This is a genomic window from Janthinobacterium sp. GW821-FHT03C10 (assembly GCF_059420865.1).
This window is the reverse complement of record NZ_JBWKUN010000003.1, coordinates 104,932-124,530: the sequence shown is the minus strand read 5'-3', so window position 1 is coordinate 124,530 and position 19,599 is coordinate 104,932. Positions and strand designations below refer to the sequence as shown.

Sequence of the window (19,599 nt, the reverse complement as noted above, 5' to 3'; positions counted from 1 at the left end):
CAGCCGGCAGCCACGCTACGCGGCGGGAAACACCAGCGTCACCGCCAGCCCCCTGCCCTGCAGGCCGGCGCCCAGCACGATGGCCGCGCCATGCCGCTCGGCGATGCGCCGCACGATGGACAGCCCCAGCCCGCTGCCGGGCAGCTGCGTCGCACTTTCCACCTGCACCAGGCGCACAAAACGCTCGAACGCGCGCTCATGCAGTTCTTCGGCGATGCCCGGCCCCGTATCGGCCACGCGCAGGTAGCTGCGCCCCGCTTCCACGCCGCAGCTGATCTCGACGGCGCCCGGCGACGGCGTGTAGCGCAGCGCATTCTCGACCAGGTTACGCAGCAGCATCTGCAGGCTGTCCGCATGCAGCGCGCACGGCGCCGGCGCCATGCTCACGCTCAGCGACAGCCTGTACGGCGCGGCCAGCGCCTGCCACTGGGCCGCCTGCTGCGCCAGCAGGTGCGCCAGATCGCCCGGCGCCAGCGCCACCTGGCCTTGCGCCTGCGGATCGAGCTGCGCCAGCGCCAGCAGCTGGTTGACGAGGCGCGTGGCGCGCTCCACGCTGGCGCCCAGGGCGGTGATGAATTCCTCGCGCTCGTCCGCGCTGCGGGCCCGCTGCAGCACTTGCAGATTCGTCTTGATGGCGGCCAGCGGCGTGCGCAGTTCGTGCGCCGCATCGGCCGTGAAGCGCTGCTCGTTGTCGCGGCTGTGCCGCACCCTGCCGAACAGGCGGTTAATTTCCAGCAGCAGCGGATGCAGTTCGTCCGGTGCGCCCGCCAGCCTGACGTCGGCCAGTTCATCGGGCGTGCGCGCCGAGACTTCATCGGCCGACGCCTGCAGCACGCGAAACACGCGGTGGATGCTCCACCAGATGGCGAGGGTGGCCAGCGCCACCAGCAGCAGGCCGAACAGCGCGATGCGGTAAAAGAAGCCGCGGCTGATGTCGTCGCGGTGACTGGTCGGCTCGGCCACCAGCAGTTGCAAAGTGCGCTGCGTGTCCCACAGCGAGAACAGACGCCAGCGCTGGCCGCCTATCGTGGTCCACGACAGACCATCGGGCGCGCTGCGCGACAGGGCGATGTCGGACGCCGCGTCGTTGCGGTACAGCACGCGCTGCCGCGCGTCGCGCACCTTGAACAGCAAATACTGGTGGGGATTGTGCTGGCCGCGCAACGGCAGGTCGATGGGCCCCGTCAAGCCGTGTTCGCGCACGTCCTTTTCCACCAGCGACAGCAGCAAATGCCCCGTCTCGGTCAGCGACTGGTCGAACAATTCCTGGCTTTCGCGGCGCGCTTCCACGTACACGATGGCCGCGCTGCCCACCCACAGGGCCAGGGTCAGGCCCAGCAGCACCGTCAGCAGGGTGCGCCGCAGCGACCAGGTTTTCACGCCGCCGCCAGCCGTTAAGAATCTCTTAAGAACTTCTGCGCAAGATCCGGAGCGAAATATTTTCTGGGTAGCCATGACCGCAATTGTAAATGATTCTTATTGCTTTCATGATTCCCATTCCCTTGCCAATACAGCGCAATTATTCATTCACCCTTCAGGAGTTTGCATGTCCAACAGCCCCCGCCGCGCGCGCCTGCCGCGCCCCACCACACTGGCCCTGGCTCTGGCCGCCCTGTCCTGCCTGCCGGCTCACGCCCAGACGGGCACGCCGGCCAGCATGCCGGAAGTAGTGGTCTCCGCCTCCGGGTTCGAGCAGGATATCAAGCAGGCGCCCGCGTCGATCACCGTGCTCACGCGCGAGGAACTGTCGAAGGAACGCTTCGGCAACCTGACGCAGGCGCTGGAAAGCGTGGAAGGCATCGACGTGGGCGCGGCGGGCGACAAGACGGGCGGCATGAACATCAGCATCCGCGGCATGCCCAGCGACTACACCCTGGTGCTGATCGACGGACGCCGCCAGAATGCGGCCGGCAACGTCACGCCGAACGGCTTCGGCGGCACGCAGACGAGCTTCATGCCGCCGCTGGCCGCCATTGAGCGCATCGAGATCATCCGCGGCCCCATGTCGACCCTGTACGGCTCGGACGCCATGGGCGGCGTGATCAACATCATCACGCGCAAGGTGGGCAAGCAGTGGATGGGTTCCGTCTCGGCCGACTACACGGCGCAGCAGGAATCGGACTTCGGCGACGTGAAAAGCGGCCGCTTCTACCTGAGCGGCCCCATCGCTACCGACCTGCTGGGCTTGTCCCTGCGCGGCAGCAAGCAGCGCCGCGACGCGGCCGACATCCGCTACAGCAACGTGGCCGGTGCGCAAGTCACCCCGAACATGGGCGCCAACCCCGTGCGCGCGGACATCGACAACTTCGGCGCGCGCCTGGCCTATACGCCGAACCGCCACCACACCGTCATCCTCGACGCGGACGCGGGCCGCCAGACCTACGACAACTCGAAACAGCAGCTGGGCACCGTGGGCTTGCAGGGCGGCTACGGCCCGGAACAGAAATACCAGCGCGACCAGTGGACCCTGTCGCACACGGGCCGCTTCGGCTTCGGCACACTGGACAGCAGCTACATGGTGAACAAGACGGAAACCCTGGGCCGCACGATTCCGCCGGGCACGCCGGGCGCCGTCGCCGGCAGCGCGCGCACCCTGGAAGTGGAAAGCCAGGTGTTCGACACCAAGCTGGTCATGCCTTTGGGCAAGCACATGGCGACCGTCGGCGCGCAATGGTGGAAGGCGGACATGACGGACGGCGTGGCGCCGAGCAAATTCGAGTTCACGCAAAAAGCCCTGTTCGCGGAAGACGAATGGCAAGTACTGGAGCATCTCGCGCTGACCTTCGGCGCCCGCTATGACGACCACAGCATCTTCGGCGGCCAGACCAGCCCCCGCGCGTATGCCGTGTGGAACGCGACGCCGAGCTGGACCGTCAAGGGCGGCGTCAGCAAGGGCTACAAGACGCCGCGCGTGGAGCAGCTGTCGCCAGGCATCAACGGTTTCGGCGGCCAGGGCACGATCCCGCTCGTCGGCAGCCCGGACCTGAAGCCGGAAACGAGCACGACGACGGAAATCGGCGCGTACTTCGACAATCTGGCCGGCTGGACCGCCAGCGGCTCCCTGTTCAACAACGCATTCAAGGACAAGATCACGACGGGCACGGGCCTCGTCAACTGCAGCTACCGTCCATCGCCGAACCGTCCCGGCTGCGTCAGCTTCGGCAACTGGCCCAACGTCGATGCGTTTGGCCAGTCCGTCAACGTGGACGAGGCCGTCACGCGCGGCGTCGAGCTGAACACGCGCTTCCCGCTGGGCAAGACCTTGTCGGCCAGCGCCAACTACACGTACACGGAAAGCGAGCAGAAGAGCGGCAGCAACGCGGGCAAGCCCCTGAGCGACACGCCCAAACACGCCGTCAACGCGCGCCTGTCGTGGGATATCTCGCGCGCATGGAACGGCTGGCTGCGCGCCGAGTACCGCAGCGAGCGCTTCCGCGATCCGGGCACCTCGGCCGCCACGCGCGCCGCCAAGGCCGCGCTGGGCGACTACAAGGGCTACACCATGCTGCACCTGGGCAGCAGCTACCAGCTGAACCAGCGCGTGACCCTGAACGCGGCCGTGTACAACCTGCTCAACAAGGACTTCATCGACTACCAGCCCTACCGCGCACCGGCATTGAATTACGCCAACCGCTACGTCAACAGCCTGGACGGCCGCCGCCTGTGGCTGTCGGCCACCGTCGATTTCTGATCAAGGGGGCGGCCTCCCGGCCGCCTTTTTTTCGTCAGGCCGCTTTGGGCTTGTCGATGCAATAGCCGACCGCATGCACGGTGCGTATCAAGTCCCGCCCCAGCTTCTTGCGCAGGTGGTGGATATGCACTTGCACGGCATTGCTTTCCACTTCATCGCCCCAGCTGTACAGGTTCTTTTCCAGCTGTTCCCGGCTCAGCACCCGGCCGCCATGTTCCAGCAGCAGCTGCAGGATGCGGAATTCCTTCACCGTCAACGTCACGGGCACGCCCCCTTGCGTCACCTGACGGTCCGCGATATCGAGCGCCAGGTCGCCGTGCACGAGGTGCTCGCGCAGGCGGCCCGCGGCGCGGCGGCAGGCGCTGCGGATGCGCGCGGCCAGTTCGTCGAGGTCGAACGGTTTGACGATAAAGTCGTCGGCGCCCGCGTCCAGGCCGGCGATGCGCTCGCCCACCTGGTCGCGCGCCGTGACGACCAGCACGGCGCCGCTGTAGCCGTTATCGCGCAGCAGGCCCAGCGCCTGCATGCCGTCCTGCCCCGGCAAGCCCAGGTCGAGCAGGATGCAGCCGTAGTCGTGCAGGCGCACGGCCGTGTGCGCGTGTTCGGCGCTCGTGACCCAGTCGACGGCGTAGCCGCCCTGTTCCAGGCCGATCTGCGTGGCGCGGCCCAGCTGCGGGTCGTCTTCGGTCAGCAGGATGCGCATGGGGAGGCGGCGCGGTCCGCTCAGTCCTTCTTCTTGATCAGGCCGGCCAGCGCGGCAAACGGATTGTGCGTGGCGGGCGCCACCTCGGCCGACAGCAGGCCGGCGCCACGGTCCGCTTCCAGGTAGCGCGAGTGCTCATTGTCGTGGCAATACAGGCACAGCAGTTCCCAGTTGCTGCCATCGGGCGGATTGTTGTCGTGGTTATGGTCGCGGTGGTGCACCGTCAGCTGCTGCACGTTGGCACGCGTAAATTCGCGCATGCAGCGGCCGCACACCCACGGATACATCTTCAGCGAGCGCTCGCGGTAGCCGCTCTCGCGCTGGTCGGCGGCGCGGCGCGCTTCGGCCACGATCTTGTCCAGTCTTGCCGCGTCGGGCTTTTTACTCTGCATGACAACTTTCGATATGGGAGGAAGAAGCGTCCATTTTAATGAGGATGGGGGCGCAATTGTACTTTTTCTGCCACTCGCCATGCCCGTGCCGCCCCCGGCGTGCTTTTTTTAGCGTGCGCGGCACCACAGGTACTTGATTTAACGCAAAATAAGGCCAGCGACAGACCACGAACAGACGCTAGGGCAGCAGGCAGCGCGCAGGTCAGCATATTTCGGCTATGATGCGCGCCACGCCGCCCTTCACCTTTCCATGACCCTAGCCTGCAAGCGCCCGTGATAGCGATAACAAGACCCCTGCAACGCCTTGCCCGCCGCCTGTACCGTCTCAGCCTGGTACCCCTGTCCGCGCTCATCTTGCTGCTGGCGCTGTGGGCGGCCGTCTTGTACCAGGTGGGCCAGGAGCGGGCCAGCGCCGTGCGCGACGCCGTGGCCGTCAGCCAGTCGCTGGCGCGCACCCTGGCCGACCACACCAGTTTCACCTTGCGCCAGACCGATCACGCCACGCAATTGTTCAAGCTCAAATACGAGGAAACGGACGGCACCCTGCGCCTGAATGAATTCACGCGCCGCCAGGGCTTGCTCGACAGCGTGCTGCCGTCGAAGCTGGAACTGCCGATCGCCCTCGTCGACGCGCGCGGCGACGTGATCGACAGCGCCAACGCGTATCTGCCGGAAAACCTGGCCGGCAAGGCATTTTTCAGGGCGCTGGCCGCGAATGCGTCCGACACGGCCCTGGTCGACACGCCCATGCTCGAAGCGGGCAGCAAGCACTGGACCATCCGCCTGGCGCGCCGCCTGAACGATGGCCTGGGCCGCTTTGCGGGCGCCATCATCATCCACGTCGACCCCACGTATTTTGTCGACGATTACGACCGTCTGAACCTCGACGAGCATGGCGCGCTGATGCTCGTGGCGCGCGACAGCGGCCTGACGGTGGGGCGCATCGGCGAACAATTGATCCTCAGCGACCGCATCGACTTCCGCATGCCGGGCCCGCCGCAGCACGCGCCCGAGGAATTGCTGATCGAGCCGCCCGTCGATGCGACGGCGCGCATCTACAGCTACCACGAACTGTCCCGCTACCCGCTGCTGGCCGTGGTGGGCGTGAGCCGCGCCACCGCCCTGGCCCGCTTCGAACACCGCCGCCTGGCGTATGTCGGCGCGCTGCTCGCCGCCAGCGTGCTCATCGCCGGCTTTACGGCCCTGCTGATGCGCCAGAGCGCGCGCCTGCGCCGCAGCATCCGCCAGGCCAAGGAAACGCAGGCGCTGCTGCGCGCGGCGCACCAGGCCAGCCTCGATGCCGTGCTGCTGCTCAAAGCCTGGCGCCCCGCGCCGGGCAAGCCGGTGGAAGACTTCATCTTCGCCGACGTCAACGAACGGGCCGCCGATATGCTGGGCAAGCCGCGCTCCGAACTGCTGGGCCAGCGCGTGCTGCCGCGCGTGCCGCTGCTGCGCGGCGAGCGCTTTTTCAAGCGCTTCGTGCTGGTGATGGAAACGGGCCAGCCGCTGGAGGATGAATTCGAACTGACCCTGGCCTCGGGCGGCACGCGCTGGCTGCGCCACCAGGTGGTGCCGATCGCCGACGGCGTGGCCGTCACCTCGCGCGACATCAGCGCGCGCAAGCACGACGAACTGGCGCTGCAGGACAACCGCAGCTTCCTGCAGTCGCTGATCGACCATTTGCCCGTGCTGGTGTACGTGAAAAGCGCGCGCCCGGAAAACTTCGGCCGGATGGAAGTGTGGAACAAGGCGGCCGAGGACATCACGGGCCACCTGGCCGCCGACGTCATCGGCAAGACCGACTGCGCCGCCTTCCCGCCCGACTTCGGCCTGCACGACGCCGAGGACGACCGCGCCATCCTGGCCGAGCGGGGCGTCATCGACCACACGGAAAAGCCGCTGCGCCTGGCGGATGGCAGCCTGCGCTACCTGCGCGCAGTTTCCGTGCCCGTGTTCGACGAGCGCCAGCAGGTCGAGCATATCCTGTGCATCGCCGAGGATATCTCGCAGCGCCGCCAGCAGGAACTGGAACTGCGCCAGAAACAGGCCGAGCTGGCCGCCGTCAACGACGCCTCGCCGCTCGGGCTGGTGCGCCTGGACCGTCAGCGCCGCTGCACCTACGTCAACCGCACCTTCGAAGCCATCACGGGCCTGCCGCGCGCCGCCGCCCTGGGCGCCGGCTGGACCAGCGCGCTGCACCCGGACGACTATCCGCTGATGCACGTGGCGCTGGAACAGCTCACGCGCAGCCACGCACCGTTCCAGTCCACCCTGCGCTGCCTGCAGCGCGACGGCAGGCTGGTCTGGGTCTCCGTCAAAATTGCCCCCATCCTCATCGACGGCAGCATCGAAGGCTACGTGGGCAGCCTGGACGACATCACCACCTTGCGCGAATCGGAAGTGGCGCTGCTGGAAAGCGAGGCGCGCCTGCGCACCATCGCCGACACCTTGCCGGCCATGATCGCCTACATCGACGCCGACCAGGTCTACCGCTTCCTGAACATCGCGTATGAACGCGAATTCGGCCTGACGGGCCGCCAGGCGCTGGGCAAGAGCGTGCGCGACACGGTGGGCGAAGCGCGCTACCGCACGGTGGCGCCGTATATCGAAAGAGTGCTGGCCGGCGAAACCTTGAGCTTCGAGGAAGAAGACGACAAGGAGGGCATCGAGCGCTGCATGGAAGTGATCTACATCCCGCAGATCGGCGAAGACAGGCTGCAGGTGGTGGGTTTTCACGTGATGCGCCAGGATATCACCGTGCAAAAGCGCGAGAAACAGCGGCTGCTGAAGCTGGCCCAGGTCGATGCGCTGACGGGCTTGTCGAACCGCGCCGGCTTCCAGCAGAAACTCAGCGACGCCATGCACGCCAGCCGCCAGCAACAGCACCTGATGGCCGTCATGTACATGGATATCGACCGCTTCAAGCCCGTCAACGACACGCACGGCCACGGCACGGGCGACGCCCTGCTGCGCGCCTTCGCCCAGCGCCTGACGCAGACCATGCGCGCCACCGACATCGTCGCCCGCCTGGGCGGCGACGAATTCACCATCATCATGGAACAGATCGCCCGGCCCGACGACGCGGCCGTGCTGGCGGAAAAAATCGTCGCCGCCATGCGGCAGCCGTTCGAACTCGATGGCATCACCGTGCGCATTTCCGCCAGCATCGGCCTGGCCTTCTACCGCGACGAAGACATTTCCCCTGCCGTGCTGCTGCAGCGGGCCGACGTGCTGCTGTACCAGGCCAAGCAGGATGGGCGCAATACGTATCGCGCCGGCGTGCTGACGACTTGAGCACCTGAGAAAACGTCCATGGCTGCGTTGCAGTGCCTTGCCCTGAACGTTTTTCAGGCACTCTGGATGTATCGATAAAAATCGAAAACACTCTTCGAAATTCGTTCAATTCTCCAGTACCTGCCTCATTTCAGCTATATTGGCGCCTGTTTCCCCTACCCTTGCCCCACCATGCGCCTGCTGCACACTTCCGACTGGCATCTGGGCCAGACCCTGCACAATTTTGAAAGGGGTTACGAACACCAGCGCTTCCTCGACTGGCTGCTCGACACGCTCGTGATGGAGCAGGTCGACGTGCTGCTGGTGGCGGGCGACGTGTTCGACAATGCCAACCCTTCCGCCGCCTCGCAAAAACAGCTGTATGTGTTCCTGCAGCAGGCGCGCGCGCGCCTGCCCGCGCTGCAGCTGGTCGTCGTCGCCGGCAACCACGATTCGGCGGGCCGCCTGGAAGCGCCAGCCCCCCTGCTGGCCGCGCACGGCACGCACGTGATCGGCCATCTGCTGCGCGATGCAGCGGGCAATATCGACCTGGAACGCCTGCTGCTGCCCTTGACGGGCGCCGATGGCCAGGTGCGGGCCTGGTGCCTGGCCGTGCCCTTTTTGCGCCCCGGCGACGTGCCGAAACTGCCGGCCGGCGACACCCAGGACGCCTACCTGGGCGGCATCGCCCTGCTGTACCGCCAATTGACCGACCTGGCCCTGGCGCGCCGCCAGCCCGGGCAAGCCATCCTTGCCATGGGCCACTGCCACATGGTGGGCGGCGAAATGTCGAACGATTCCGAACGCCGCATCGTCATCGGCGGCACGGAAATGCTGCCCTCGGGGATTTTTGACGCCGCCATCGCGTATGCGGCGCTGGGCCATCTGCACAAGGCGCAGGCCGTGGGCGGCCAGGAGCACATCCGCTATTGCGGCAGCCCGATACCGCTGTCGTTTGCGGAAGTGAACTACCGCCACCAGGTGCTGTGCCTCGATATCGACGGCGAGCAGTTACGCGAAGTACGCACCATCGCCGTGCCGCGCGCCGTGCCCCTGCTGCGCGTGCCCGCCGCCCCGGCGCCCATCAACGAAGTGCTGGAACAGCTGGCGGCCCTCGACGTGCCGGACGCTCCCACCGAAGCGCAACCGTTCCTGGAAGTGCGCGTGCGCCTCGACGCGCCCGAACCGGGCCTGCGCACGCGCATCGAGGCAGCGCTGGACGGCACGCCCGTGCGCCTGGCGAAGATCGAAACGTCGAGCGCCGCGCGCGGCAGCGCGCCCGATAACATGACGCTCGACCAGCTGGGCCAGCTGCAGCCCGACGACATCTTCCGCCGCCTGTACCTGCAAAAATACGGCCGGCCCGCGCCGCCCGAACAACTGTCGGCCCTGGCCGAACTGCTGCTGCCTGGCGCCTGACGTCCAGGGGCATTGCGCCAACCATCCATTCTCCCACGGTACCACTTGAAAGGCTTTATGAAGAAAATCCGTCATTTCCCACTGCTGGGCGTTTCGTTGCTCATATCGCTTGCCGGTTGCGGCCCAAGCGCCGAGTACCCGCCCCCGAGGCCGGCCGAAAAGACAGCAGCGTCGCAACTGTCGAAACCCATCATGCTCAAGGACCTGAGCACCGGCATCAAGGCGGGTAAATCGGTGGCGGATGGCTATCTGGGTAAATGGAGCTATTTCGGTAAACCGCGCGTCGTCACGACCGAGCAGCTGGCTGACGGTACCATTACCGCCATCACTGTCTTGCTGGAAGGGTCGGACCTCTACCCGCTCAAAAGCGAACTGGAAGAGAGATACAGCAAGGAGGAAGGCCATCCTGTCACTTTCAGCTGCAACCTTGCGTTCCGCCGCCTCCCCGCGCTCGACAACTTGAGAATCTCCGATGAAAACTGCATTGTGTACCATGCCGATCAGATATTGCGCATACATTCCATCTTTCCGTCTGACACGCAGATGATCAATAAATTATGGTCCGCGAGAGCCCTGTTCTACACCACCAAATTGACGCTGGTCGATGCCGGGCTTGAAGCCAGGCGCGAGGCCGCCATCAAGATGGCGTCCGATGAAAAGCGCGCGGCCGAAGAAGCCAGGGCGAAAAAAGATCTGTAAGCGCACCAGCGCGGCGACTGCACCAGCATAAAGACCAGCATGAAAATCCTCAAAATCAGCGGCAAGAACCTGGCTTCGCTGGCCGGCGAATTTGAAGTCGACTTCCAGCAGGAGCCGCTGGCGTCCTCCGGCCTGTTCGCCATCAGCGGCCCCACGGGCGCGGGCAAGAGCACCCTGCTCGACGCCCTGTGCCTGGCCCTGTACGACGCCACGCCGCGCCTGCTGAAAGTGCTGGGCCGGGGCAGCGCCCTGCCCGACGTGGGCAAGGAAACCGTCAGCGCGCAGGATACGCGCACCCTGCTGCGCCGGGGCACGCCGGACGGCTACGCGCAGGTGGACTTCGTCGGCAACGACGGCGGTCACTACCGCGCGCGCTGGAGCGTGCGCCGCTCGCGCACAAAAGCGGAAGGGGCGCTGCAGGCGACCGCCATGAGCTTGCACCAGCTGCCCGCGCTGCAGCCCCTCGGCGGCACCAAGACGGAAGTCAAGGACGAAATCGAAAAACGCATCGGCCTGTCGTTCGACCAGTTTACGCGCGCCGTGCTGCTGGCGCAAAACGAGTTTTCCACCTTCCTCAAGACGGAAGACAATGAACGGGGAGAATTGCTGGAAACCCTGACGGGCAGCAGCATCTATACGGACATTTCCATGCGCGCCTTCGAGCGGGCGAAAAAGGAAAAGCAGGTCCTCGAACGGCTGGGCGAAAAACTGGCCGACCAGCGGCCGCTGTCGCCGGAAGAGCGTGCTGAAACGGCAACGCTGGGTGAGGTCGCCGAAGCGGCCCTGCACACCATCGACTTGCGCAAGGCCGTGCTGGAACTGCAGCAGCGCTGGCACCAGGAGACGCACAAGCTGCAAAGCCAGGCGGCGGCCGCGCAAGAGGCGCTGGACGGTGCGGATGCCGAGCGGGCCGCCGCGCAGGAGCGCCAGACCGCGCTGGCGCAATGGGAATTGCTGCAGCCGGCGCGGCCCCTGATCGACGACGTGGCGCGCCTGGCCAACGACATCGCCGGCACGGGCGCCGCGCTGGAAGCGTCGCGCGCGCAGGCGGCGCAGGCCGTGGCCGGCGAAGCGCAGCTGGCGCAGGCCGTGCAGCAGGCGGCAGCGGCCTTGCTTGCCAGGGAAGCGGCGCAGCGCGATGCGGCGCCCCTGCTCGACCAAGCCAAGGCGCTCGACGCGGGCTTGGTGGCGCACATGCCCGCGCACCGCCAGGCGCAGGATGGCGCCCTGGCCGCCGATCAGGCCAACGAGGCGGCGCGCGCCGCGCTGCACGACCTGCATCAGCGCCAGCATGCCGCACAGGCGGAACAGGAAGCGGGCCGCCAATGGCTGGCATCGCATCAGCAATGGCAGGCACTGGCGCAATCGTGGCAATTGTGGGATCAATTGTTTGCCCAGGCCGGGCAAGCGGCCGCGCAAGCCGATGCGGCCGACGCCAGCATGGCCGAGTCAAGACAGCAGCTGCGCCAGGCCTCGGACGCCACGCAGGCGGCGCAAGCGGCGCTGGCCAGCGCCGCTGCCGCCCTGGCCGTGCGCGATGCGGAAAGGCGCGAGGCGCAAGCGGCCGTGCAAGCCATCGATGGCCAGGGGCTGCAGGAACAGCGCGGCCAGCTGGAGACGCACGCGCGCACGTTGACCAGCGCGGAAAAGACCTGGAGCGAACTGGCGCGCCAGCAGCAGGCGCTGGCGCACTGGCAAGCCAGGGCGGCCCAGCTGGCGCAGGCCGCGCAGACGGAAAGTACGGCGTTGGCGGCGGAAGCGGCGCAAACGCCGCTGCTGGAAGCGCGCCTGGCGCAGGCGGAAAAATCCCTGAAAGGCGCGGAAGCGGCATGCGCGGCCAGCGTCGAGCAGCTGCGCGCCACCTTGCAGGACGAGCAGCCCTGCCCCGTCTGCGGCGCGCTGGAACACCCGTACAGCCAAGCCGACCACGCCTTGCAGGCGATGCTGGCCAGCTTGCAGGATGAGGTGCTGGCCTGCCGCACGCAGGCGCGCGGCAATCTGGAGCGGCTGGCCACGCACAAGGCGGCGCTGGCCGCGACGGCGCGCGAGCAGGCGCAAACGGATGCCGAACTGGCGGCCCTGCCGCCCGCCATCGACAGCTTGCTCGCACAGTGGCAGCCGCATGCCGATACCCTGCAACTGCCGCCGGCAAACCAGCGCGCGGACTGGTTCGCGCGGCAGCTGGCGGCCAATACGGCCGGTTTGCAGGCGCTGGCGCAGCAGGAAACGGCGCTGCGCCAGGCCGGCGCGCGGCGCGAGCAGGCGCAGGCGGCGCATGAACTGGCGTCCAGCGAGCACGCGCGCTGCACAAGCAGCGTCGCCGATGCGCAAGCGCGGCTGGCGCAGCTGCAGGCGCAGCAAGCGGGCAACGCCGACAAGGGCGAGACGGCGCGCGCCGCGCTCGACGCCTTGCTGGCGCAGCTCGATGCCGCGTTCGCCGACGCCGACGGCGCCGAGGACTGGAAAGACAGCTGGCGCGCCGGTCCGGCCGCCTTCCGCGCGGCGCGAGACACGGACAGCCGGCAATGGCTGAAACAGCAGGCGGACCAGGACCACCGCGGCCACGCGCTGGCGACCCTGGCCGCGCAGCTGGAAGCGGCGCGGCCGGCCGCCGCCAAGGCGCGGCAAGCGGCGCAGGAAGCCCACGCCGTCTTTGCCGCCGCCGACAAGCAGCGCACGGCAATGCAGGCGGAGCGCCACGCGCTATGGCAGGGCAAGAGCGTGGCCGAGGTCGAGCGCGCGCTGGCAGACGCCGTCGCGGCAGCCAGGGAGCTGCTGGCGCGGCAGCAAACGGCGGCGCAATCGGCCAGCCAGCAGCGCACGCGTCTGGACGAAGCATGCGCGCAGCTGTCGCAGCGGCTGGCGGCCCTGCGTGAACAGGAACACGGCGCCAGCGCCGCCCTGCACGACTGGCTGCGCCAGTTCCAGGATACCCACCCTGCCCATGCGCCCGCCGACATGGATGCCTTGCGCGCGCGCCTGGCCATCGCGCCGGAAGCCATACGCGCCGAACGCGACGCCCTGCAAGCGATCGCCGACCGCCACACGGCAGCCGTCTCCGTGCTGGCAGAACGCCGGCAGCAGCTGGCAGCGCATGTGCAGCAGCCGCCGGAATCCCTGGAAACGGACGCGGCGGCGCTGCAGGCCGCGCTCGACGCGCTGCTGCTGGAACGCCAGGCGGCCAACCAGGAAGCGACCCGGCTGCGCCTGGCGATCGCCCAGGACGACGCGCGGCGCCACGGCGCGCAAGCGATGCTGGCGCAGATCGAGGCGCAAGCCATCATCGAGCGGCGCTGGGCCAGCCTGAATGAACTGATCGGCTCGGCCGACGGCAAGAAATTCCGCAACTACGCGCAGCAATTCACCCTGGAAGTGCTGCTCGGCTATGCCAACGCGCACCTGAACCACCTGGCGCGCCGCTATCAGCTCGAACGCATCGACAACCCGAACAATCCGTCGCTGGGTCTGATGGTGCGCGACCAGGACATGGGCGGCGAGCTGCGCTCCGTGCATTCGCTGTCGGGCGGCGAATCGTTCCTCGTCTCGCTGGCCCTGGCGCTGGGCCTGGCCTCGCTGTCCTCGAACCGGGTGCGCGTGGAGTCGCTGTTCATCGACGAGGGCTTCGGCAGCCTGGACACGGAAACCCTGCGCGTGGCCATGGATGCGCTCGACGGCTTGCAAGCGATGGGCCGCAAGGTGGGCGTCATCTCGCACGTGCAGGAAATGACGGAGCGCATCGCCACCAAGATCCTGGTCCAGCCCGGTTCAGGCGGCAAGAGCGTGGTGACGGTGCGCTAGGTCGCTAGCGGCTGGCCGGCTCCCGGCACAGCCTGAGCATATCCCAGCCCAGTTCGCGGCGGATCTGCTCGGGGTCGGGCGGGGGCCGGCGCTGTTCCAGCTCCGCTTTCAGCCACTTCCTGACCAGCTCCTTGGCGGGCTGTACAGGCTTTTCCTTGTCATGCTTGTCCATGGTGCTACCTCTTCAATGGCGGTCAGACGACCTCCTATATACGTTCAACGTCACGGCACGGATTCAGTTGACCTGCGCGTGGCGCAGATGCAACAACGTGTAACGATGGCCGGAGTGCGTTAAAATCGCCGCCTTCGCGTAGATGAACTCTACGCCCCGCAACAGTTCAAGGAACCCCATGAAAGCCGCCCGCAGCCTCACCTTCAAGTGCGTCAAATGTCACAAATCCATGCAGGTCTACCTGCAAAAAGTCTCCGCCTGCTCGCATATCCAGCCATACCAGGGCATTTGCGCATGCGGCGAACTCAAGCGCCACGCCACGGGCCAGGCCGATGCCGTCAAGTCTTACCTGGAATCGGCGGACGGTAGCTGGTCGCACCACCACTAATGGTTAAAGAATGGGACACGACTGCCGTTAACTGAGTACTTGCTCATTCGGAATTTGTCCATGTCCCAGCTTCCCGCCCTTGCCAACCGTCAACCCGCCTCGACTACGCTGGATGGACAGCGGCCGTCCCGCTCGGGCGGCAGCGCCACCGGCCTGGCCGCTTCGCCCCTGATGCAGCGCACGGCGCAAGATGTGGTAGCCCTGTCGAAGAATGGCCTGGACCTGTCGGCCAAGGGGCTGTCGCAACGGACCGATGCGCTGGGCAACGCCACCGTCGACGTGGCGCAGGATTTCCTGAACAACATGACGCGCCAGTTGTTCGGCGACGGCGCCAGCATCTCCTTCGATTCGGTCGACCTGCAAGCCGGCTCCAGCTTCAGCAGTGCTGGCGCCAGCGTCTCGGGCGCAGGCGCCAGCAGCCGCGCGGCCGCCTTCAGCCTCGATGAAAACGCCCATTTCATCGGCAAGGGCAAGATCACCACGGCCGACGGCCAGACCTTCGACTTCGAAGTGGAAGTGCAATATCAATCGAACATCAGCGCGGGCGTGCTTGAACAAACGCAAGGTGAAACGCCGGAAGCCACATCATCCGATGACGGCGCCCTGCCCGCCAAGGAGCTGCCCGCCACGACCTTCGCCGGCAATCTGCACGACCTGTTCAAGCTGCTGGGCCAGCAATTGCAAAGCAATCTCTATCAGGGCACGTCCGACGGCGCCAGCGCCAGCGGCAAGGATGGCGACCTGGCGGGCAGCCTGAGCTTGCGTTTGCTCAAGCTGGTGCAGCCGGACCATGCCACCGAGACCGCCAAAGACGACAGGAAAGCCGTGGAAACGACGCCGGAAGACCAGGCGCGCGCCCGCGCGCTGGCACTCGCCTATGGCACGGACACCGCTGACGGCACGGCAAGCGACGTATAATGGAAGACGGCCTGCGCAGGCGACCATGCCGCGCGCCCCCTTCTATCGATTGAAATCCATGTCCGACACTTCTTCCCCTACCGTTCATCCGCAGATCCACTGGAGCGAAAACGGCGCCGAGCATTCGGCCCGCTGGCGCTCGGAAAGCGGCATGCCGCCGCCCAAGCGCGTCGTCATCGCCGATGACCGCACGACGGCCGACCAGGCTTACCGCCTGGCCTGCGAAGGCACGGCCATGCTGTGGCGCGGCGACTTCCAGAACGCGCGCCAGCTGCTGCAGGCGCTGGCGCGGCGCGCCGACCACAAGAACGACAAACCCAGCAAGAAGGCCAAGGCCGCCAAGCTGGCGAAACCCGAACCATCGGCCACGGAAGCCTTCCATCTGCACCGCCAGGCGCAGTCGCAGCGCGCCCGCACCCTGGCCATGCTGCTGCTGCCGTTCGATGCCGATTACACGATCCCGCTGCGCCGCGCGCCGGACGTGAAACTGGCTTGCAATGAAGCGTATGGCCGTGGCGAGGAAGCGTTCGTCGCTTCGCTGCGCGAACTGCTGGGCCTGATCGGCGCGCACGAATGGCGCCGCACGGGCGTGGAACTGCCGGCCCTGGGCCAGCGCATCCACCCGCACTACGGCGTGTTCGCCCCGATCCGTGGCGAATACGTGGGCCTGGTGGCGGAAGCGCCGCTGCCCGCGCGCGCCAGCCTGGCCTTCGACATCGGCACCGGCACGGGCGTGCTGGCCGCCGTACTGGCGCAGCGCGGCGTCGCCCGCATCGTCGCCACCGACCAGGACCCGCGCGCCCTGTCCTGCGCGCGCGAAAACCTGGCCCGCCTCGACTTGACCGACAAGGTCGAGGTGGTGCAGGCCGACCTGTTCCCCGCCGGCCGCGCCCCGCTCGTCGTGTGTAATCCGCCATGGCTGCCGGCCCGCCCAAGCTCGCCGATCGAATACGCCGTCTACGATCCGGACAGCCGCATGCTGCGCGGCTTCCTTTCCGGCTTGGCCGACCACCTGGAAGCCAATGGCGAAGGCTGGCTGATCCTGTCGGACCTGGCCGAGCACCTGGGCCTGCGCCCGCGCGCGCAATTGCTCGAATGGATAGCGCAAGCGGGCTTGAAGGTGGTCGACCGCCTGGACGTGAAACCCACGCACCCGCGCGCGCAGGACGCCACGGACAGCCTGCACGCGGCCCGCTCGCAGGAAATCACCTCGCTGTGGCGCCTGGCGGCGGCGTAATCCAGTCAGCCATTGCGCATTGCAGCAAACCCCGCTATAATTCGCCTGCGGGGTGGAGCAGTCTGGCAGCTCGTCGGGCTCATAACCCGAAGGTCACAGGTTCAAATCCTGTCCCCGCAACCAGATACCGGAAAGCCGCTGATTCTTGCAAGAGAATCAGCGGCTTTTTCCATTGCGGCGCAGTATCTCAAGGGCCATCCTGCAAGCCAAATATCCTTCATTTCCATCCGCTCTTTCGCAATGCAGCAAACTCGGTTATAATTCGCCTGCGGGGTGGAGCAGTCTGGCAGCTCGTCGGGCTCATAACCCGAAGGTCACAGGTTCAAATCCTGTCCCCGCAACCAATACATAAAAAACCGCTGATGCCTGCAAGGGAGTCAGCGGTTTTTTTCATTCCGGGCCGGGCCCATGCTGTTCGGGCCCATGCTGTTACGCGGTGACGCTGGCCCTGATCTGCCTGGCCGCCGCATGCAGGCTGGCCGCCACCCGTTCCAGCTTGTCGGCGCCCGCCGTTTCGGCCAGGGCGGCAAAGGCGCTGATATGAAACGTGGCCACCATGGCGGGCGACACTTCCAGCTCCAGCGCCGTCTTGCTCAATTCCGTCGACGCCTCGAGATAGGGCTCGCTGCCCGCCTCGAACGCCTGCTTGGTTTCCAGCAATTCCTGACCGCCTTCCGCCTTGGCCAGGCAGGCATCGACTTTTTGCTGGAAGGCCGGCAAGGTATCGCGCACGGGGCCGGCATCCGGCGCCGGTTCCGGCTCCGCTGGCGCGGGAGCGGCTGGCGCCGGCTTGCCCGCCGCCGGCATGTCGCGCAAGGTCAGCCAGCGTTCGACGGCGAGGAAGTCGGCAAACGGCTCCTCTACCTTCGGGTTCATCAGCCAGACTTCGCCCGTGCGCCAGTCGATCCTGGCGCCGCGCTCGTTTCTCGCCAACAAAATATCCTTGCCGCCATCGGCATTCGACACGCGGCCGATGTCGAGCCAGTTCATCAGTTCCGCCTGGCGCGACATCGCGTTGACCCGGTGAAAAAAGGCCAACCATAAAAATCTGGCGACCAAAAGAACCAGGGCACCGCCAACCATCCACATCATTTTTCGCTCCGCACCACATCGACAGCCCGCATTTTCTCACATGAAAGCTTGCGCCAAGGAAACTTTTACATCTGCCGTGCGCAGGCGCAAATCCCTTGCCGCAGGCGGCCAGGGGCGCAGTCGCATTTCAGCAACGCCGCGTTTTCCCGATTGCCTGGCGTGCGCCGCTGCGCTATCATGAGAACAATTCTCATTTAGATTAAGATACCCTATCCCATCCTGTGCGCATGCCGTCCGCCCCTTCCCCGCCATCCGATTTCCAGGCCCTGTATGCCGAGCACCACTCGTGGCTGCTGCACTGGCTGAAGCGCCGCCTGCACGATGCGGGGCTGGCGGGCGACCTGGCGCAGGATACCTTCCTGAAGATCTTCGTCGCGCGCAGCAGTGCCGGGATTGCGCAGCCGCGGCCTTTCCTGGCCACCATCGCCAAGCGCCTGCTGGCCAACCACTGCCGGCGCGAAGAACTGGAACGGGCCTACCTCGACGCCCTGCTGCACCAGCCGCAAGCCTGTGCGCCATCGCCGGAAGCGATGTCCATGCTGCTCGAATCGCTGCAACTGGTCGACCGCGCGCTGGACCAGCTGTCCGCCAAGGCCAGGGCCGCCTTCCTGCTGGCCCACCTGGACGGCATGACCTACGCCGAGATCGCCGCCGAACTGGGCACCACCACGCATTCCGTCAAAAAATACCTGAGCAAGGCCAACCTGCTGTGCTTTTTTGCCGTGCCCGATTTTGCCGCGCCCTGACATGCGCGCCGCCACCGTCTACGCCCAGGGCCAGCCCATCGATCTGGCCGTCGCCATGCAGGCGGCCGAATGGCTGACCACCCTGATGAGCGGCGAAACGACGCCGGCGGAAAAAACGGCCTGGCAGCAGTGGCGCCAGGCGCACCCCGATCATGAACGGGCATGGAAACACATCGAAAGCGTCAGCGGCGGCTTGCGCGCACTCGATGGGCCAGCCAGCCGCCAGGCGCTGCTGCAAAGTCCCCTCTCGCGTTCCGTCTCGCGGCGCGGCAGCCTGCGGCTGCTGGCGTGGATCTCCGCCATCGGCATCACCGGCTGGTTCGGCGCGCGCTCGGAATATGCGCCCGACATGGCCCGCGCCGCGCTGGCCGACCTGTCCACCGGCGTGGGCGAACGCCGCGAGCTGACCCTGGCGGACGGCAGCCGCCTGCATCTGAACAGCGGCAGCGCCGTCAACATCCGCTACACGGACACGCAGCGGATGCTGCAACTGGTGCGGGGCGAAGCCTTCATCGCCACCGCCCGCGAAACGGGCCGGCCTTACCGCCCCTTCCTCGTCGAAACGGCGCAAGGCCGGGCGCAGGCGCTGGGCACGCGCTACTCGGTGCGCCAGGACGAGGGCAGCACCCAGGTCGCCGTCGAGGAAGGCGCCGTGCGGCTGATGCCGCGCCATGGCCATGCCAGCCTCGTGATCCAGGCGGGCCAGGGCGGCGGCATGACGGCGCGCAGCACCGTGCCCGCGCACGCCGTCTCGCCCGACATCTGGGCCTGGCGCCAGGGCTTGCTGCTGGCCGACGCCATGCCGCTGCGCGACTTCCTGCATGAATTGAGCCGCTACCGTCACGGCTGGCTGGGCTGCGAAGACGCGGTGGCCGGCCTGCGCATTTCCGGCGTCTTCCCGCTGGCCGACCTGGACGCCGTGCTGCTGTCGCTGCCCGATTCCCTGCCGGTGGACGTGCGCCTGCGCACGCGCTACTGGGTGCAGGTGGAGGCGCGCCAACAGCGCTGAACATGTATTTTCACGCCAGCGCAAAAAAAGGTACCCGTTTTCGATTCTCGCGTGACCTGTGT

15 protein-coding genes and 2 tRNA genes are annotated in these 19,599 nt (G+C 66.8%); 12 read left to right on the top strand and 5 right to left on the bottom strand.

Going from position 1 to position 19,599, the window contains the following annotated elements; all coding sequences use genetic code 11:
- Window positions 1-15 precede the first annotated feature (15 nt).
- Complete coding sequence (locus AC07VH_RS11770; protein ID WP_494787968.1) at window positions 16-1,380, bottom strand: sensor histidine kinase; 1,365 nt, start codon at window positions 1,378-1,380, stop codon at window positions 16-18.
- Between the two features lie 166 nt (window positions 1,381-1,546).
- On the opposite strand from AC07VH_RS11770, the gene AC07VH_RS11765 reads away from it, so the two are divergent.
- Complete coding sequence (locus AC07VH_RS11765; protein ID WP_494787967.1) at window positions 1,547-3,691, top strand: TonB-dependent receptor domain-containing protein; 2,145 nt, start codon at window positions 1,547-1,549, stop codon at window positions 3,689-3,691.
- A gap of 34 nt (window positions 3,692-3,725) precedes the next feature.
- On the opposite strand, the gene AC07VH_RS11760 is transcribed toward AC07VH_RS11765, so the two are convergent.
- The gene (locus AC07VH_RS11760; RefSeq protein ID WP_475413529.1) at window positions 3,726-4,394 is read right to left on the bottom strand and encodes a response regulator; all 669 of its coding nucleotides are present in this window, start codon (window positions 4,392-4,394) and stop codon (window positions 3,726-3,728) included.
- Between the two features lie 20 nt (window positions 4,395-4,414).
- Window positions 4,415-4,786 (bottom strand): YajD family HNH nuclease, encoded by a 372-nt coding sequence (locus AC07VH_RS11755; protein WP_034755042.1) that lies wholly within the window; start codon window positions 4,784-4,786, stop codon window positions 4,415-4,417.
- A 273-nt stretch (window positions 4,787-5,059) separates the two neighbouring features.
- On the opposite strand from AC07VH_RS11755, the gene AC07VH_RS11750 reads away from it, so the two are divergent.
- From AC07VH_RS11750 to AC07VH_RS11735, 4 genes are all read left to right on the top strand, one after another.
- The gene (locus AC07VH_RS11750; RefSeq protein ID WP_494787966.1) at window positions 5,060-8,080 is read left to right on the top strand and encodes a PAS domain-containing protein; all 3,021 of its coding nucleotides are present in this window, start codon (window positions 5,060-5,062) and stop codon (window positions 8,078-8,080) included.
- 171 nt (window positions 8,081-8,251) lie between these two features.
- Entirely contained in the window at window positions 8,252-9,478 is a 1,227-nt protein-coding gene (locus AC07VH_RS11745) for an exonuclease SbcCD subunit D C-terminal domain-containing protein (protein ID WP_494787965.1), read from the top strand.
- A 57-nt stretch (window positions 9,479-9,535) separates the two neighbouring features.
- On the top strand, window positions 9,536-10,177 hold the full coding sequence (locus AC07VH_RS11740; RefSeq protein WP_077402103.1) for a hypothetical protein: 642 nt from the start codon (window positions 9,536-9,538) through the stop codon (window positions 10,175-10,177).
- 39 nt (window positions 10,178-10,216) lie between these two features.
- Window positions 10,217-13,975: an AAA family ATPase gene (locus AC07VH_RS11735; protein ID WP_494787964.1), complete on the top strand. Its 3,759-nt coding sequence runs from the start codon at window positions 10,217-10,219 to the stop codon at window positions 13,973-13,975.
- A gap of 4 nt (window positions 13,976-13,979) precedes the next feature.
- Here AC07VH_RS11735 and AC07VH_RS11730 read toward each other — a convergent pair whose 3' ends face one another.
- Complete coding sequence (locus AC07VH_RS11730; RefSeq protein ID WP_162835746.1) at window positions 13,980-14,147, bottom strand: hypothetical protein; 168 nt, start codon at window positions 14,145-14,147, stop codon at window positions 13,980-13,982.
- Between the two features lie 178 nt (window positions 14,148-14,325).
- Here AC07VH_RS11730 and AC07VH_RS11725 point away from each other — a divergent pair, with 178 nt between their 5' ends.
- The 5 genes from AC07VH_RS11725 to AC07VH_RS11705 all read left to right on the top strand — a co-directional run bounded on the left by AC07VH_RS11725 (window position 14,326) and on the right by AC07VH_RS11705 (window position 17,034).
- Window positions 14,326-14,535, top strand: a complete 210-nt coding sequence (locus tag AC07VH_RS11725; protein ID WP_034755039.1) for a hypothetical protein — start codon at window positions 14,326-14,328, stop codon at window positions 14,533-14,535.
- A gap of 60 nt (window positions 14,536-14,595) precedes the next feature.
- On the top strand, window positions 14,596-15,453 hold the full coding sequence (locus AC07VH_RS11720) for a hypothetical protein (protein ID WP_494787962.1): 858 nt from the start codon (window positions 14,596-14,598) through the stop codon (window positions 15,451-15,453).
- 58 nt (window positions 15,454-15,511) lie between these two features.
- Window positions 15,512-16,690, top strand: coding sequence for a methyltransferase (locus tag AC07VH_RS11715; RefSeq protein WP_489628120.1), 1,179 nt, complete (start codon window positions 15,512-15,514; stop codon window positions 16,688-16,690).
- A gap of 46 nt (window positions 16,691-16,736) precedes the next feature.
- Window positions 16,737-16,813 (top strand) — tRNA-Met (locus AC07VH_RS11710).
- A 144-nt stretch (window positions 16,814-16,957) separates the two neighbouring features.
- Window positions 16,958-17,034, top strand: a tRNA-Met gene (locus tag AC07VH_RS11705).
- A gap of 85 nt (window positions 17,035-17,119) precedes the next feature.
- On the opposite strand, the gene AC07VH_RS11700 is transcribed toward AC07VH_RS11705, so the two are convergent.
- Window positions 17,120-17,728, bottom strand: a complete 609-nt coding sequence (locus AC07VH_RS11700) for a hypothetical protein (protein ID WP_494787961.1) — start codon at window positions 17,726-17,728, stop codon at window positions 17,120-17,122.
- 281 nt (window positions 17,729-18,009) lie between these two features.
- On the opposite strand from AC07VH_RS11700, the gene AC07VH_RS11695 reads away from it, so the two are divergent.
- Window positions 18,010-18,528, top strand: a complete 519-nt coding sequence (locus AC07VH_RS11695; protein WP_475413536.1) for a sigma-70 family RNA polymerase sigma factor — start codon at window positions 18,010-18,012, stop codon at window positions 18,526-18,528.
- A 1-nt stretch (window position 18,529) separates the two neighbouring features.
- Window positions 18,530-19,537, top strand: coding sequence for a FecR family protein (locus tag AC07VH_RS11690; RefSeq protein ID WP_494787960.1), 1,008 nt, complete (start codon window positions 18,530-18,532; stop codon window positions 19,535-19,537).
- Window positions 19,538-19,599 lie beyond the last annotated feature (62 nt).

Coding starts and splice junctions, on each gene's coding strand:
- AC07VH_RS11755 (WP_034755042.1), bottom strand. CDS start 4,786: ATGCAGAGTAAAAAGCCCGACGCGGCAAGACTGGACAAGATCGTGGCC.
- AC07VH_RS11720 (WP_494787962.1), top strand. CDS start 14,596: ATGTCCCAGCTTCCCGCCCTTGCCAACCGTCAACCCGCCTCGACTACG.
- AC07VH_RS11740 (WP_077402103.1), top strand. CDS start 9,536: ATGAAGAAAATCCGTCATTTCCCACTGCTGGGCGTTTCGTTGCTCATA.
- AC07VH_RS11695 (WP_475413536.1), top strand. CDS start 18,010: ATGCCGTCCGCCCCTTCCCCGCCATCCGATTTCCAGGCCCTGTATGCC.
- AC07VH_RS11765 (WP_494787967.1), top strand. CDS start 1,547: ATGTCCAACAGCCCCCGCCGCGCGCGCCTGCCGCGCCCCACCACACTG.
- AC07VH_RS11730 (WP_162835746.1), bottom strand. CDS start 14,147: ATGGACAAGCATGACAAGGAAAAGCCTGTACAGCCCGCCAAGGAGCTG.
- AC07VH_RS11735 (WP_494787964.1), top strand. CDS start 10,217: ATGAAAATCCTCAAAATCAGCGGCAAGAACCTGGCTTCGCTGGCCGGC.
- AC07VH_RS11690 (WP_494787960.1), top strand. CDS start 18,530: ATGCGCGCCGCCACCGTCTACGCCCAGGGCCAGCCCATCGATCTGGCC.
- AC07VH_RS11760 (WP_475413529.1), bottom strand. CDS start 4,394: ATGCGCATCCTGCTGACCGAAGACGACCCGCAGCTGGGCCGCGCCACG.
- AC07VH_RS11745 (WP_494787965.1), top strand. CDS start 8,252: ATGCGCCTGCTGCACACTTCCGACTGGCATCTGGGCCAGACCCTGCAC.
- AC07VH_RS11715 (WP_489628120.1), top strand. CDS start 15,512: ATGTCCGACACTTCTTCCCCTACCGTTCATCCGCAGATCCACTGGAGC.
- AC07VH_RS11725 (WP_034755039.1), top strand. CDS start 14,326: ATGAAAGCCGCCCGCAGCCTCACCTTCAAGTGCGTCAAATGTCACAAA.